The sequence below is a fragment of the Nonomuraea marmarensis genome, assembly GCF_043197025.1.
Lineage (GTDB): Bacteria > Actinomycetota > Actinomycetes > Streptosporangiales > Streptosporangiaceae > Nonomuraea > Nonomuraea marmarensis.
Genome location: NZ_JBICRM010000036.1, coordinates 87,279 through 100,748 on the forward strand (window position 1 = coordinate 87,279; position 13,470 = coordinate 100,748).

The 13,470-nt window shown below is 68.8% G+C and carries 12 protein-coding genes and 1 pseudogene; 4 read left to right on the top strand and 9 right to left on the bottom strand.

Features of this window, described 5'->3' with window-relative positions; genetic code table 11:
- Positions 1-57: 57 nt before the first annotated feature.
- The 4 genes from ACFLIM_RS40435 to ACFLIM_RS40450 all read left to right on the top strand — a co-directional run bounded on the left by ACFLIM_RS40435 (position 58) and on the right by ACFLIM_RS40450 (position 2,847).
- On the top strand, positions 58-1,389 hold the full coding sequence (locus ACFLIM_RS40435; protein ID WP_393174274.1) for an FAD-dependent oxidoreductase: 1,332 nt from the start codon (positions 58-60) through the stop codon (positions 1,387-1,389).
- The gene (locus ACFLIM_RS40440; protein ID WP_393174276.1) at positions 1,386-2,357 is read left to right on the top strand and encodes a phosphotriesterase family protein; all 972 of its coding nucleotides are present in this window, start codon (positions 1,386-1,388) and stop codon (positions 2,355-2,357) included. Before ACFLIM_RS40435 ends, ACFLIM_RS40440 begins: the two co-directional genes overlap by 4 nt.
- Positions 2,358-2,437: 80 nt before the next feature.
- The gene (locus ACFLIM_RS40445) at positions 2,438-2,605 is read left to right on the top strand and encodes a hypothetical protein (RefSeq protein WP_393174278.1); all 168 of its coding nucleotides are present in this window, start codon (positions 2,438-2,440) and stop codon (positions 2,603-2,605) included.
- The gene (locus tag ACFLIM_RS40450) at positions 2,596-2,847 is read left to right on the top strand and encodes a hypothetical protein (RefSeq protein WP_393174280.1); all 252 of its coding nucleotides are present in this window, start codon (positions 2,596-2,598) and stop codon (positions 2,845-2,847) included. Before ACFLIM_RS40445 ends, ACFLIM_RS40450 begins: the two co-directional genes overlap by 10 nt.
- Here the strand turns inward: ACFLIM_RS40450 and ACFLIM_RS40455 are convergent.
- The 9 genes and pseudogenes from ACFLIM_RS40455 to ltrA all read right to left on the bottom strand — a co-directional run bounded on the left by ACFLIM_RS40455 (position 2,837) and on the right by ltrA (position 13,264).
- Positions 2,837-3,919, bottom strand: coding sequence for a hypothetical protein (locus tag ACFLIM_RS40455; protein ID WP_393174282.1), 1,083 nt, complete (start codon positions 3,917-3,919; stop codon positions 2,837-2,839). The two genes, ACFLIM_RS40450 and ACFLIM_RS40455, sit on opposite strands and share 11 nt — an antisense overlap.
- 201 nt (positions 3,920-4,120) lie before the next feature.
- Positions 4,121-4,325, bottom strand: a pseudogene (locus ACFLIM_RS40460) (helix-turn-helix domain-containing protein); the annotation flags it as partial.
- Positions 4,326-4,563: 238 nt separating this feature from the next.
- Complete coding sequence (locus ACFLIM_RS40465) at positions 4,564-5,487, bottom strand: succinylglutamate desuccinylase/aspartoacylase family protein (RefSeq protein ID WP_393174284.1); 924 nt, start codon at positions 5,485-5,487, stop codon at positions 4,564-4,566.
- The gene (locus ACFLIM_RS40470) at positions 5,484-7,190 is read right to left on the bottom strand and encodes an ABC transporter permease subunit (protein ID WP_393174286.1); all 1,707 of its coding nucleotides are present in this window, start codon (positions 7,188-7,190) and stop codon (positions 5,484-5,486) included. Before ACFLIM_RS40470 ends, ACFLIM_RS40465 begins: the two co-directional genes overlap by 4 nt.
- A 13-nt stretch (positions 7,191-7,203) precedes the next feature.
- Positions 7,204-8,301 (bottom strand): ABC transporter substrate-binding protein, encoded by a 1,098-nt coding sequence (locus tag ACFLIM_RS40475; RefSeq protein WP_393174288.1) that lies wholly within the window; start codon positions 8,299-8,301, stop codon positions 7,204-7,206.
- A gap of 15 nt (positions 8,302-8,316) precedes the next feature.
- Entirely contained in the window at positions 8,317-9,360 is a 1,044-nt protein-coding gene (locus ACFLIM_RS40480; RefSeq protein WP_393174290.1) for an ABC transporter ATP-binding protein, read from the bottom strand.
- Positions 9,357-10,661, bottom strand: coding sequence for an aspartate aminotransferase family protein (locus tag ACFLIM_RS40485; RefSeq protein ID WP_393174292.1), 1,305 nt, complete (start codon positions 10,659-10,661; stop codon positions 9,357-9,359). Before ACFLIM_RS40485 ends, ACFLIM_RS40480 begins: the two co-directional genes overlap by 4 nt.
- The gene (locus tag ACFLIM_RS40490; protein ID WP_393174294.1) at positions 10,658-11,437 is read right to left on the bottom strand and encodes an IclR family transcriptional regulator; all 780 of its coding nucleotides are present in this window, start codon (positions 11,435-11,437) and stop codon (positions 10,658-10,660) included. The genes ACFLIM_RS40485 and ACFLIM_RS40490 overlap by 4 nt, the downstream gene beginning before the upstream one ends.
- A 585-nt stretch (positions 11,438-12,022) precedes the next feature.
- A complete protein-coding gene (gene ltrA, locus ACFLIM_RS40495) occupies positions 12,023-13,264 on the bottom strand; it encodes a group II intron reverse transcriptase/maturase (protein WP_393174296.1) in 1,242 nt (413 codons plus the stop codon).
- Positions 13,265-13,470: the final 206 nt, after the last annotated feature.

Below are 13,470 nucleotides of genomic sequence, written 5' to 3' on the forward strand. Positions count from 1 at the left end.
AAATGTAGTCTAGACATATTGGCTGTGAAAAGACGTTCGGCGGCGAGGAGGTCTGGTTTGTGGGGCTCGCTTGATCGGGAGGTGCCCTCCCTCGGCTCGTACGACGTGGTGGTCGTCGGCTCCGGATCCGCGGGCTCCTGCGCGGCGATCGCCGCGGCCCGGCATGGCGCGCGCGTCCTGCTGCTGGAGAAGCTGCCGTTCCTCGGCGGCACCAGTACGGCCGTGCTGGACACCTTCTACGGCTTCTACACACCCGGTGAGCGGGCCGTCAAAGTGGTCGGCGGCATCCCCGACGACGTCGTGGACGGGTTGCGCAGGCTCGGCACCGTCGTGGAACGTCCCAACACCTACGGCGCCGGCACCGGCGTCACCTATCTCGCCGAGCACCTGAAGGTGGTCTGGGAGCGACTGGTCACCGAGGCCGGGGCGGACGTGTTGCTGCACGCCTTCGTCCAGGACGTGCTCGTCCGCGACGGCAGGATCGAGGCGCTGCTCCTCGCCACCAAGGGCGGCCTCCGCCAGGTCGGCGCGACCGCCGTCGTGGACGCCTCGGGCGACGCCGACGTCTGCCACTTCGCCGGCTTCGGCTACGAGCAGGCCGGCGACCTCGCTCCCGCGCAGACGCTCACCACGACGTTCCGCATGGGCAACGTCGACCCGGCCGCCCGGCGGGCGATCCGGAAGGAAGACCTGCACCGGCTGATGGAGGAGGCCGCACTCGACGGCTACGCGTTGCCCAGACGGGAGGGCAGCGATCACATCACCCCGATCCCCGGTGTCGTGGCCACCGTGATGACCCGCCTCGACTCGGCCGTTGACGGCGCCAACGTCACCGACCCCGCCTTCCTCACAGAGGCGGAGATCGCCGGGCGACGGCAGGCGCTGGAGTACGCCAGGTTCCTCACCGACCGCGTCCCCGGGTACGGCGAGGCCGCCCTGTTCGCGCTCGGCACCCAGATCGGCGTCAGGGAGACCCGGCGGGTGTACGGCGACTACCGGGTCACCCGCGAGGACGTGCTCGAAGCCCACCAGTTCGACGACCAGGTCGCGCTGTGCGGGGCGCCCATCGAGGACCACCACTCCGGCACCGGCACGAACTGGGTCTACCTCCCCGAGGGAACCGCGGTGGGCGTCCCGTTGCGCGCCCTCGTCGTCAGGGACGCGGTCAACGCGCTCGTCGCCGGCCGCTGCTTCTCCGCCACCCATGACGCGCACGCGAGCATCCGCTCCATGGCCCAGTGCATGGCGATGGGCCAGGCCGCGGGCACGCTCGCCGCGCTCGCCGTACCCGGGGGCGGCGACGTGCGTGCGGTGCCGTACCCGCGGGTCCGCGACACCCTACTCGGCGACGGCGCGCTCCTGGAGGCGGGCGCGGAGGCGGTGCGGTGAACGACCCGGCGGGTCGGGCGCCCGTCGTGCGATGCGTGCTCGGGGACGTCCCGGCCGACCGGCTCGGCATGGTGTACGCCCACGAGCATCTCGTGCTGGACAGCCCGCTGATCGCCGCAGCCTTCGCGCACATCCTGCTCGACGACGTGGACACGGCCGTCGCCGAGGTCGGCCCGTGCGCCGCTGCGGGGGTCGGCACGATGGTGGATGCGATGCCGTGCGCGGCCGGCCGCGACGCCGTACGGCTCGCCGCCGTCAGCGCCAGGACCGGAGTCAACGTGGTGGCGGCCACCGGCCTGCACCACGTCCGGTACTACGGCGAGGCGCACTGGAGCGGCCGGCTCGATGCCGGTGAGCTGGCCGAGCTGTTCTCCGCCGACGTGCTCGGCGGGATCGACGCCTTCGACTACACCGGCCCCGCCGTGCGCCGCACGCCGCATCGAGCCGGGATCGTCAAGGTCGCCACCGCCGAGCGGCCCACGGCCCGCGACCGCCTCGTGCTGGAGGCCGCCGCGCTCGCCCACCTCGGCACCGGCGCCCCGGTGCTCACGCACTGCGAGCAGGGCCGCGGCGCACTCGCCCAGATCGAGGCGCTGACCGCGCACGGCGTCCCCGCGGACGCGATCCTGCTCTCCCACGTGGACAAGGTCGTCGACCGCGGCTACCACAGGGAGATCGCCGACACCGGCGCGTACCTGGAGTACGACCAGGCCCTGCGCACGCCTGAGGACACCGCGCTGCTGGTCGGGTGGATGCTGGCGGACGGCCACGGCGACCGGATCGTGCTGGGCACCGACGGGGCGCGCCGCGACCTGTGGTCCAGCCTCGGCGGCGGGCCGGGGCTGGCCTGGCTCGCCACTGGTTTCTGCGACCTGCTGAGCGAGCGGGGCGTGGACGAGGCGGACCTGCGGCGGCTCCTGGTCACCAACCCGGCGCGTGCCCTTGTCCTGCGAGAATCCACGCGCTAACGGCTCCGCATTCGTTCCCGTCCGCTCCGACACGGTACATAGCCCAAAAAATCCCGGCTCCTGAGCCGGCAGCCTGAAGAGTGTCAATACTTCTCGACGCGCTCGCCGGGACCTCGACGGTCGGCCGTCCCGGCAAGAACCCCGAGGCCATCGAGCTGGCCCGTAAGGAGATCGAGCGGCTGCGTGCCGCGGTGACCGAGCAGGCCGTCGCGTTCCACCTGCACCAGGGAAAATCGCTTTGGGGCTGAACGCCGGCCTGGTCCCGCCGCGAGTCGATGCGAGCGTCGAGGCCGGTCTGCTGGAGCTGGTCGCGCATGCGTCCCGCGAAGGCGGCTGGTCGACCCGGCGCTCGGCGGCGTTGCTGGGGCTGGATCACGTGCGGGTGCTGCGCTGGCAGGCCCGCGCGGTGATCGGGCGGCTCAATGCCGCCAAGCCCAGGAGGCGCACCGCCCCCGTCGGTGGAGAACCGGCCCCGTTTCCTACGGGATGATGATCGCCAGGCTGGTCTGCCAGTCCACGGGGAGTTGCCCGAGGGACAGCACCTGCTCGCCGGGCCTCCAGGTGGCGATCATGCTGGCGTAGCCGCCCTCCTGCGGATAGGCGTCCGCAGTCGTGACGAATGCGCCTGCGAACACCAGCCGCCCGTCCGGCATCCAGCGCATCCTGCGGGTCTTGACGTCGACGGGCACGGGCATCGACGGCACGTGCGCCCATTCCAGGGTCTTCGTGTCCAGCACCCAGACGTCGAGATACTCATGCGGCCCCGAGGTGGGGGCGAGGAACGGGACAGCGATGTACCTGCCGTCGGGGCTGACCTCGCCGTCGTTGACCTCGCCTGCGCCGGTCGGTCTGCCGGTCGGCCGCTCCTTCTCGATGCCGGGGACCACCAGGGCGAGCTTCTTGCCCGGTCGCTCCACCAGAAGTTCCTGCGACGTCGCCGCGACAATCCGGGGGTATCTGGTGGTCTTCCGCAGGCTGTCATGAGCTAGGAGGATTGACTCGTCCCCGTGCCTGGCGTGCAGGCCGTACGGCGTGTCGTCGAACGGCAGCGCACCGCAGTAACTCCAGCGGGGACGACGCAGGATCTTCCCGTCCTCGGCCTGCTTCCGCACCGTGCACGGACCGTCGTAGACCGGCTGGTCCGTGATCCAGAAGCCCGAGTCGTCGAAAGCGGGGAACGCATACCAGCCCGTGGCCAGCTTCCGTGCCTCGTAGCCCTTGAGCAGGTACAGCCGTCCTTGGTTGACCGCCGGTCCGCTCACCTCGATCACGGTGCGTCTGCCGTGGACGAAGGTCGAGAGGGTGACGCGCGGGTCCAGATCCGGCAGGCCCGAGACGGGCGTCGAGGCGCCGGTGTCGACATCCAGTATTGCCGGGGCCAGGCCGGCCGGACCGTCGCCGCTGACGAGTAGACGAATCCCGCTACCGGGACCGAGCGGCTGTCCAGAGAAGGGGCCATAGCGGCTCTGAACGGGGCTTGCTGTGACCTGCTCGGCCGCCGCAGTCGGCCGCTCGGCCCGAGGGGTGGAGGCGCAGGCCGCCAAGCACGCCAGGACCAACACCGGGCATTTCCTGATCGCCCTCGACAAGCCCCGCGTCATGGGCAGAAGCTACATGATGATCGCCGAAAAGGAGCCTCAGCAGGGCAATTCCTTCCCCTCCCTGATCTCCCTGCCTACTCTGAGCCCTTTCATCTTGGGTAACGGCCTTCTTCGACGAGCTGCAGGACGAGGATCGCCTGCACGAGCGCGGTTTCGGCCAGGGGCGGCCAGGAGATCGATGGCTTCGCGGATGTTGCGCCAGGCTGTGGTGGTGCCGATGGCGAAGCCGCCGGCCAGGCGGGCGTAGGTGTCCGCCATTGCGCAGGTGGACCGGGAGCAGCAGAGCTTGCTGGGCCGGGTCTAACTTGCGCCACCGGGAGCGTCGTTCGGCACTGCGCCTGCCGATAATGCCATCCGCCCAGGTCATGGCCTTGTAGGTCTTCTCCTGGCGTGCGTGATCTCCACCCGCCAGGAGAGGGGAACCGCGTGTGGCATGGCAGGATGATCGGCCGTGCTCCTTCGCTTGGCCTATATCGCCGTTACGAATGCCTTCGCCGCGCTGCGATTGCTGCCGATGGGAGATCGGGACAAGGACATCCTCGCTGTAGCGGCCGCGCAACTGCCGCTCGACAGATCGCGCGTGACCCGCCGAGCGGCGGCAGGGATCAGGCCGGCTTGGCGGTGGCGCCGTCGGCGACCATGAAGCCGTAGTCGCCGGGGGCGACGTTGGTCAGGTGCTCGCGGCCGAGCACCAGGATGCTCGGCTCGTACGGCGCGGTGATCACTTCGAGCTCCTCCGAGGTGTACGGGCTGACGACCCTCGCGAGGATCGTGCCCTTGGGGACGCGCTCGCCGAGCCGCACCGCGCCGAAGTCCGACAGCACAGTGCCGCCGACGGACGGGCTGAGCGTGGTCAGCGTCTCGACGATCACCTGGTCCGCCGGCGGGGGCACCGGCTCGCCGGGCAGCATGCCGATGGTGCGCAGGACGTTCCGCGTGCCGTCGATACCCCGCTTGAGGTACTCCTCGATGCGCTGGCCGCCGCCGCCGAGCTCGCTGACCATGCAGCGCACGCCCTTGTCCAGCGCCCACCCGGTGGCCGACCCGATGTAAGGGTGGCCGTGGTAGAGCAGGGACGTGCCGTACGCCCGCGACATCTCGGCGCCGGCGTCGTGGATGTAGGCGTACTCCACGGTGGCGAAGTTGCCGCCGGAGTGGAAGTCGATGAAGTAGTCGGCCCCGTCCAGGATCTCGCAGAGCACCGCGGCGAGTTGCTCGGTGACGCTGCCGCCCCGGGAGCCGGGGAAGATGCGGTTGAGGTTGACCCCGTCGAGCGGCGTGTTGCGGGTCAGCGCCTGGTGCGCGTACGGGTTGGCCACGGGAACCGCGACGATGGTGCCGGTGAGCTCGGCCGGGTCGATGGCCTCCAGGAGGCGGCGGACCGTCTCCGACCCCATCGGCTCGTCACCGTGGATGCCGCCGAACATCACCATGCGCGGGCCCTCGGACGCGCCCCGCAAGGTGCGCACGGTCAGTTCCAGGCGGTGTCCGCTGGCCAGGGTGGTCACCGGGATCTGTTCGACGGTCATACGGGGGTTCCTTCCTTAACTTTCTGTACGGGTTCTTCTGCGGAGTTGGTCAGCGAGGAGAAGACGCCGGAGCGGGCCAGCAGCACCGCCACGATCGCGGCGATCGCCAGCGCGGCAACGATGAGCAGGGTGGACAGCGCCGCCAGCGTCGGGTCCTGGAACTTCTGCATGTAGACGAACATCCAGACTGGCAGCGTGTTCTGGTCGGGAGAGAGCAGAAAGACGGTCATGTCGACCTCGTCGAAGCTGACCACGAACGCGAACAGGGCGGCGGCGATCAGCGCGGGCCTGATCTGTGGCAGCGTGGCCAGACGGAAGGCCCGCAGCGGCGAGGCGCCGAGGTCCTTGGCGGCCGAGTCCAGCGTGGCGTCCGCCCGCATCAGCGCCGCGGTCACCACGATGACCACGAACGGCAGAACCATCACTGTGTGGGTCACGATGAGCCCGATGGTCCCGCCGAACAGGCCCAGCCTGTGCAGGTAGATGAACCCGGCGAAGCCGAAGGCCACCTTGGGCACGACGGTGGGCGAGAGCACGAACGACTGCAGCGGCCCGCGGCCCGGCATGCGGTGCCGGACCAGCGACACGGCGACGGCCGTACCGATGAGCATGGCCAGGATCGTGGCCGCGATCGCCACCTCCAGGCTCAGCAAGGTCGCCGCGCCCAGACCTTCCTGTTCGAAGAGGTTGGCGTACCACTTGACCGACAGTCCCGGCGGCGGCCACGTACCGTACGAGACGGAAGAGAACGAGTTGATTATGATGATGACCAGCGGCAGCAGCACGAACGCGTAGACGACCGCGAGCCAGACGCCCCAGCCGCGCGCGCCGGCCGGAGCGGCGCCCGCCGCCGTCACGCCGCCCTGCTCGGCCCGCCCGGCACGGCGCTGCAGCCAGCCGAAGACGCCGAGCGCGACGACGGCCAGGGCCAGCAGCACGTACGAGGAGACCGCCGCCATCGGCCAGTCGACGTTGTTGACGTTGTCGTAGATCTCGGTGGCCAGCACGTTCACCCGCCCGCCGCCGAGCAGGCTGGGCGTGGAGAACGAGCTGATCGAGAGCGCGAACACCAGTTGCGCCCCGCCGATCAGGCCGGGCGTGGTCAGCGGCAGAGTGACCTTCAGGAAGCGCCGGAACGAGCCCGCGCCGAGATCCCCTGCCGCCTCACCGAACGCCGGGTCCAGCTGCCCGAGCGACTGCGTGATCGGGAACACCATGAACGGGAGCAGGATGTGCACGAGCGCGATCACCACGGAGGCGCGCTGGTAGAGCACCTCCACCGGGCCGAGCCCGATCGTCCCGAGGACGCTGTTGAGCACCCCGCTGTCGCCCAGGATCAGCTCCCAGCCGTAGGTGCGGGACACGACGCTCGTCAGCAGCGGCGCGAAGATGATGAACAGCCCGACGTAACGCCAGCCAGAACGCCGTACCCGGTGCAGGGCATAGGCCGTGGGATAGCCGATCAGGGCGGCGACGACCGTGGTGATCAGGCCCAGCAGGACGGTCTCCCTGACAATCTGCCAGTGGTAGCCGCCGGTTAGGAACGCCTGCCAGGTGACGGTGGTGCCCGCGATGTCGGTGCCGTCGGGCAGGTACTGGTGGAAGCTGTACTCCAGCAGCGTGAGCATGGCCCCGACGAACACACCGGCCAGCAGCACGACGCTGGGGGCCGCCAGCAGGTATGCCGTGCGATGTCTGCGCATGTCGCCGCGCCCCTCAAATGCTCGAGGCGACGTCGGTTTCCCAGCGCTTCTGCCACTCGGCGTTGTTGCGCCCCACGATGGTGTAGTCGATCTGCTGGAACCCGTCGCTGGTCGCCTTGCTGAAGGCGGGCAGCCCGGCCAGGCTCTGCGGCAGCTCCGTCTTGGTGTTGGCGGGCACCTCGACGCTGGTCTCCGCCCAGCGGGTGCACCACTTGGGCGAGAGCATCTCGTTGATGATGTCGTGGATGGCTTCGAGCTGGCTCTGCGACTGGCCCTCGACGGCCTGGAGGTTCACCGGCAGCGGGATCGCGCCCTCCTTGGGCACGACGTACGAGAGCGGGGCGCCGGAGTTGATCCACTGCTGGCCGGTCCCGGCGAAGTACGAGGTCAGCGGCGCGGTGCCGTTGCTGAGCACGTTGAGGTACTGCGGGTTGGACTCCACGAGCAGGCGGATCTGCTTGGCCTCGCGCTTCCACAGCTCCCAGCCGGGCTCCATGTTGTCCAGCCCGCCGCCGCTCAGCTTGGCGGCCATGTAGACGGCGTACCAGGGGAAGGAGAAGAACGAGACCTGTCCCCGGTAGGCGTGGTTCCACAGGTCGGCCCAGGAACCGGGCGCCTGGGAGATCTTGTCCTTGTTGTAGAGCAGGCCGAGCTGATCGATCCCGATGCCGATGCCGATGCCGTTGTCGTATCGGAAGCGCTCGTCGATGTCGGCCGCGTTGCTCATCGCCGCGTAGTCGAGCTTGGTGAACATCTTGTCGTCGGCGCCCTGGATGGAGGTCTGGGCGTTGAAGAAGCCGAAGTTGACCAGCGGCTGGTCGGGGGCGGCCTTTTTCTGAGCCAGCATCTTGGTGTAGCCGACGGAGTTCGACTGCTCGTAGATCTTGATCTCGACGTTGTTGTGGGAGGCCATGTACTCCTTGGCGAACTCTTTGGGCATCTTGCCCAGGTCGCCGCCGAGGAAGGCGAACATGGTCAGCGTGAGCTTGCCGCCCTTCGACGCCGAGGGCGCGGTGGACTTCGGGGATACGCTGCCGCAGGCCGTGGCGAGCGCCAGGCCGGCAGCTCCGACTGTGGTGCCTAGGAACCGGCGTCGTGAAATAGCGGTCATTTCGATCTAACTCCCTCACTGGTTGAGGACGACACCTGCGTCCACGTCCCAGCCGGTTTCGACGTCATCGCCGACGGCCAGGGGGGATCCGGTCTCTTCGCGCCGCTCGGAGATCACCAGGACCCCGGAGGTGAGCCGGACGTGATAGCGGGTGCTCGCACCCTGGAAGATCACGTCTTCGAGCCGCCCGTGATAGCGGTTGGCGCACGTCAGGTCCTTTCCGATGGCGACGTGCTCGGGCCGTACGGACACCGCCCGCCCGCCGCCCGCGACCTTGATGCTGATGCCGGGCGACTCCAGCAGGTCTCCCCGGCTGTCGCCCTCGAACAGGTTCGTGTCGCCGAGGAAGGTGGCGGTGAACGTGGTGGCGGGCGACCGGTAGAGCTCGGCCGGGAGCCCGATCTGCTCGATGCGGCCCTCATTCATCACCGCCATCCGGTCCGACATCGTCAGCGCCTCCACCTGGTCGTGGGTGACGTAGACGAACGTGGTGCCCGAATCGTGCTGGATGCGCTTGAGCGCCTGCTGCATCTGCACCCGCAGCCGCAGGTCCAGCGCGCCCAGGGGCTCATCGAGCAGCAACACGGCCGGCTCGTTGGCCAGCGCACGGGCGATGGCCACCCGCTGCTGCTGGCCGCCCGAGAGCTGGGCCGGGTACCTCCTGCCGAACCCGGCCAGGCCCACCAACTCCAGCATCGAGCCGACGATCTCGCCGACCCGCTTGCCCGGCTTGCGCTGCAGCCGCGGCCCGAACGCGATGTTGTCGGCCACGGTCAGGTGCGGGAACAGGGCCAGGCGCTGGAAGACCATGTTCGTGGGCCGCCGGTGCGAGGGACGGCCCCGCATCGACTCGCCGCGGATCAGTACCTCACCCGAGGTCGGCTCCTCCAGCCCCGCCAGGACCCGCAGCGTCGTGCTCTTGCCGCAGCCAGAGGGGCCCAGCATGGAGAAGAACTCCCCCTTGGTCACGGTGAAGTCCACCTGCTCGACGCCCCTGGCGCCGTTGTCGTAGACCTTGCGGACGCCGCGGAGCTCCGCGTCGGGCGTGCTGCTGTTCATGTCATGCTCCTCATCTCCGCGAACGCCTCCTCGGCCGCCTTCAGCAGGGCCGCGACGTCGGTCTCGGTGTGCGCGGTGGAGAGCGCCGCGTGCAGCAGCGGCTTGGCGGGTAGCAGGATGCGGTGCTCGCGCGCGACCCGGTGCAGGGCCGCGTAGCGTGCCGCGTGGCTGACCATCGCGGTGCGGTAGCCGGTGGGCGAGCCGGTCAGGAAGTACGGCTGGAAGTGGCCTCCCGCGCCCGCGACCACGGCGGGGATGCCGAACCGGCGCGACAGCTCGGCGAAGCCCTCCCGCACCTGGGCGCCGAGTACGTCCAGGTACGCCTGGGCCGAGCCATCGGCCAGCAGCGGTAGGGTCGCCGCCGCCGCGGCCACCGCCGTGCCATGGCCGTTGTAGGTGCCGACCCAGCCGACCGGGCCGCCCTTCGACGGGTCGGTGGTGGCCATCAGGTCCTCGCGGCCCTCGACCGCGGCCAGCGGGTAGCCGTTGGCGATGGCCTTGCCGTACGTGGTCAGGTCCGGGGTGATCCCGTACACCTGGCGGGCGCCGCCGGGGGCGACTCTGAAGCCGGTGAGCAGCTCGTCGAAGATCAGCACGATCCCCAGCTCGGCGGTCAGGTCGCGCAGCAGCCGGAGGTACTCGCCGGTCGCCGGGATGTAGCCGATGTCGATGAGGATGGGTTCCACGACGACCGCGGCCAAGTCGGAGGCGTGCTTGCGCAGCAGCCGCTCGGTGGCGGCCAGGTCGTTGAACGGCAGGACCACGGTGCCCTGGGCCGACCGCGACAGACCCGCCGAGCTGGGCGGCGCCGCCGGCCGGTCAGCGGGCCCGAGCTGGTCGGGGGCCGGCCAGGTCGAGACCCACAGCGGGTCGAGCCAGCCGTGGTAGGCCCCCTCGGCCTTGGCCACCCGCTCCCTGCCCGTGGTGTGCCGGGCGATCGCGAGCGCGTGCATCAGGGCCTCGGTGCCGGTGTTGGCGAATTTGACCCGGCCGAAATCCGGGATCATCCCGGCGAGCCGCTCTGCCGCGTTCACCGCGGCCTCGGTTTCCACCCCGGTGGTCAGCCCTTGGCGCACCGCGGCCGTGACCGCCTCGTCCACGTCCGGGTGGGAGTGGCCGAGCATCACGGACGCGTTGCCCATGGTGCAGTCGAGGTAGCGGTCGCCTTCGACGTCCCACAGGTACGGGCCTTCCGCCCGGCTGAAGTAGAGGGGGTGGGGCGCCTGGAAGCGGGTGCTGGAATGCACCCCGCCGGGCACGTACCGGCTCGCACGCTGGAAGAGCGCCTGCGACGTGGTCAACTTTTGCTCCTTATCTCCAGGGAGAGCCGCCTGGCCTCGGCCAGGAGCGCGGGCACGCAGGCGTTCGCGTTCTCGCGGGTGAAGCGCGCCGCAGGACCCGCGATCGAGATGCCGCCCACGGCGTGCCCCGACCGGTCGAGAATCGCGGTGGCGCGGCACCGCAGGCCGATCGCGTAACTCTCCTCATCGACGGCGAATCCCTCCGCGCAGGCGGTCGCCAGCTCCGCCTCCACCTCGCGCAGCGCCTGCTCGGCCTGGTCTCCGACCGCGGTGCGCAGGATCTCGAGCTGCCGCTGGACGGGCAGCATCGCCAGCACGGCCTTGCCCATCGCCGACGTGTACGGGTTGAGCACGTCACCGACGCGTGCCACGGCCCGCAACGAGTGCGCGGGCTCTTTCCGCGCCACCAGCACAATCTCATCGCCTACCAGCAGCCCGGCGGTCGCGCTTTCGCCGGTCTGCTCGGCCAGCGCCTCTACGGACGCCTTCAGCCGGTCGGCCGCGTGCACCTGGTCGAGCGTCCGCACGGCCAGGTGCAGCAGCCTGGGGCCTGCCGAGTAGCCGGATCCGCTGATCTGCACCAGGAAACCGCGCTCAACCAGGAGCGAGACCAGCCTCGACGCGGTGGACGGGGGAACGTCCGCCGCCGTGGCGATCTCGCCGAGTTGCAGGGGGGCGTGGTCATGGGTGACCGCGACGTCCAGCACGTCCAGCAGTCGAGCGAGATAGCTGGTTCGGGACTCAGTTCCACTGAGTGGAACAGTCTTTGCGTTCATTGGACGGCAATTTAGGAACGTCCCTATCGAGATGTCAAGATCAGGCCGGAATTCGCAACAAGCTGTTACATGCCCGTTTCAAACCACTACTCCCATATGCCCGCCATGTGCAAGTACGGTCTCAGGCCGCCAGGCGGCCCTTCACGCAGGTAACCGGCGCTCTCCACCGCGCGCGCCGTCATCTCGATGGCGAGCTGGGCGCCGAGTTGCGAGGTGACGTTGGAGGCGACGTGTCCGCGCTCACGTACACCTTCTCGCCGGCGGCCTGCAGTGTATCGGCGGGTCCACGGAGAGCTGCCACGCTCGGCATCAAGGTCGCGCCGTCCACGGTCTGGGAACAACCAGCACCGCGCCCACCAAGCCCTGGCACAAGCGGCCCCGCTGCGTCCTGTCCCAAATCCCATCACGGATCCCGAGCGAATCATCGACCTGAACATATGCCGACGAGACCGGCTCGGCGGCGTGCTCCACGAGTACTCACATGCGGCTTGGTGAGTAGCCGGAGGCATCTCAGCCCCCGGCTCTCGCAGAACCGGGCTTAAGCCTCTCGGCTTACCCGGCTCCCATCATCCGGTCGTTTGCGGGTCACGGCCGGCAGAGCTGCCAGTGGACGAAACCCCCGGGGTGGAGCGCTGCGGCCCTGCCCAGTGCGTCTCGCGCTCGCATCCATCGGCCGCGGTACCGCTTGTATTTCTGCACGATCCACCGGACCAGGTAGTCGTTGATCCGGTTGAGGCTGGGAACCAGCGCGGACGGATAGAACCGCCCGTAATAGTTGATCCACCCTCGCACGACAGCGTTGATCTCGTGTGCCAGGTCCTTCAGGCTTGCCCGGCTGCGTCGGTGTAGCCGCCAGGAACGGATTTGCGCGCGGATGCGTTTGGCGGCCTCGTCGCTGATGGCCGGGTTGAAGCTGAAGAAGAACACTCCGTGCTTCGTCCGGACCATCCGCACTCGAAACCCGTACCCGAGGAAGACGAAGGAGGTGTGTTCGTACGAGCCACGCCTCCTGCCGTCCTTGCAATACACGATGCGGGTCTTGTCGGGATGCAGTTGCAACCCCCCGCATTCGTCCAATCGCCGCGCGATCGCTTGCCGTACCCGATGCGCTTCGGCTTCGCTACGGCAGTGGACCACCACATCATCGCAGTACCTTTCGAAGGCGATGGCCGGATACTCCCGGGCCATCCAGGCATCGAACGCGTAGTGCATGAACAGGTTGGCGAGCAACGGTGAGATCGCCGAGCCCTGGGGGCTGCCGCGATCTCGGGCATCCAGGGTGCCGTCCTGCCGTTGGAGCGGGGCTTTCAGCCATCGCTCCACATAGAGCAAGATCCACTTCTGGTCGGTGTGATGGGCTACCGCTTTGAGAACCAGATCATGATCGAGATTATCGAAGAATCCTTTGATATCGAGATCAATCACCCAGTCGGTCCGCCAGCAACGCTCCCGGCACGCCCCCACCGCATCCAGCGCACTCTTGCGGGGCCGATACCCATAGGAATCGGGATGGAAGATTTTCTCCACCTCCGGTTCCAAGGCCATAGCCGCCACCGTCTGCGCGATCCGGTCCGCAACAGTCGGCACACCGAGAACCCGGACCCCCTTACCTCCCGGCTTGGAGATCTCCACCATCCGCACCGGCGGCGGGAAATAACACCCCGACGACATCCGATTCCACAGCTTGTACAGATTCCCCTTCAGGTCCTGTTCGAACTGCTCGATCGACTGCCCGTCGACACCCGCCACACCTTTGTTCGCCCTCACCCTCCGATACGCCTCATAAACCATGTGCTTGGAAATCTCAAACGACTTCGGTCCGCTCACCTGACTCCTCCCGGCAGCGCCGGTTGACCACCAAACAGACCAGGATGACCCGCCCCCTTCGCTCCACCCGCGTTACCGGGGTCGGGTAGCCGGGAGGAACCTCCCCTCCCGGCTCCCACAGATCCGTGCGTAAACCTCTCGACTTACACGGCTCTTGTCATCCTGGTCCCCAGGCACCCGAGACCCATTTCCAGTGAGCAAACATG

Bases quoted from the DNA above. Each gene is read 5' to 3' on its own strand.
- ACFLIM_RS40470 (WP_393174286.1), bottom strand. From the start codon at position 7,190: ATGCGCAGACATCGCACGGCATACCTGCTGGCGGCCCCCAGCGTCGTG.
- ACFLIM_RS40480 (WP_393174290.1), bottom strand. From the start codon at position 9,360: ATGAACAGCAGCACGCCCGACGCGGAGCTCCGCGGCGTCCGCAAGGTC.
- ACFLIM_RS40465 (WP_393174284.1), bottom strand. From the start codon at position 5,487: ATGACCGTCGAACAGATCCCGGTGACCACCCTGGCCAGCGGACACCGC.
- ACFLIM_RS40490 (WP_393174294.1), bottom strand. From the start codon at position 11,437: ATGAACGCAAAGACTGTTCCACTCAGTGGAACTGAGTCCCGAACCAGC.
- ACFLIM_RS40475 (WP_393174288.1), bottom strand. From the start codon at position 8,301: ATGACCGCTATTTCACGACGCCGGTTCCTAGGCACCACAGTCGGAGCT.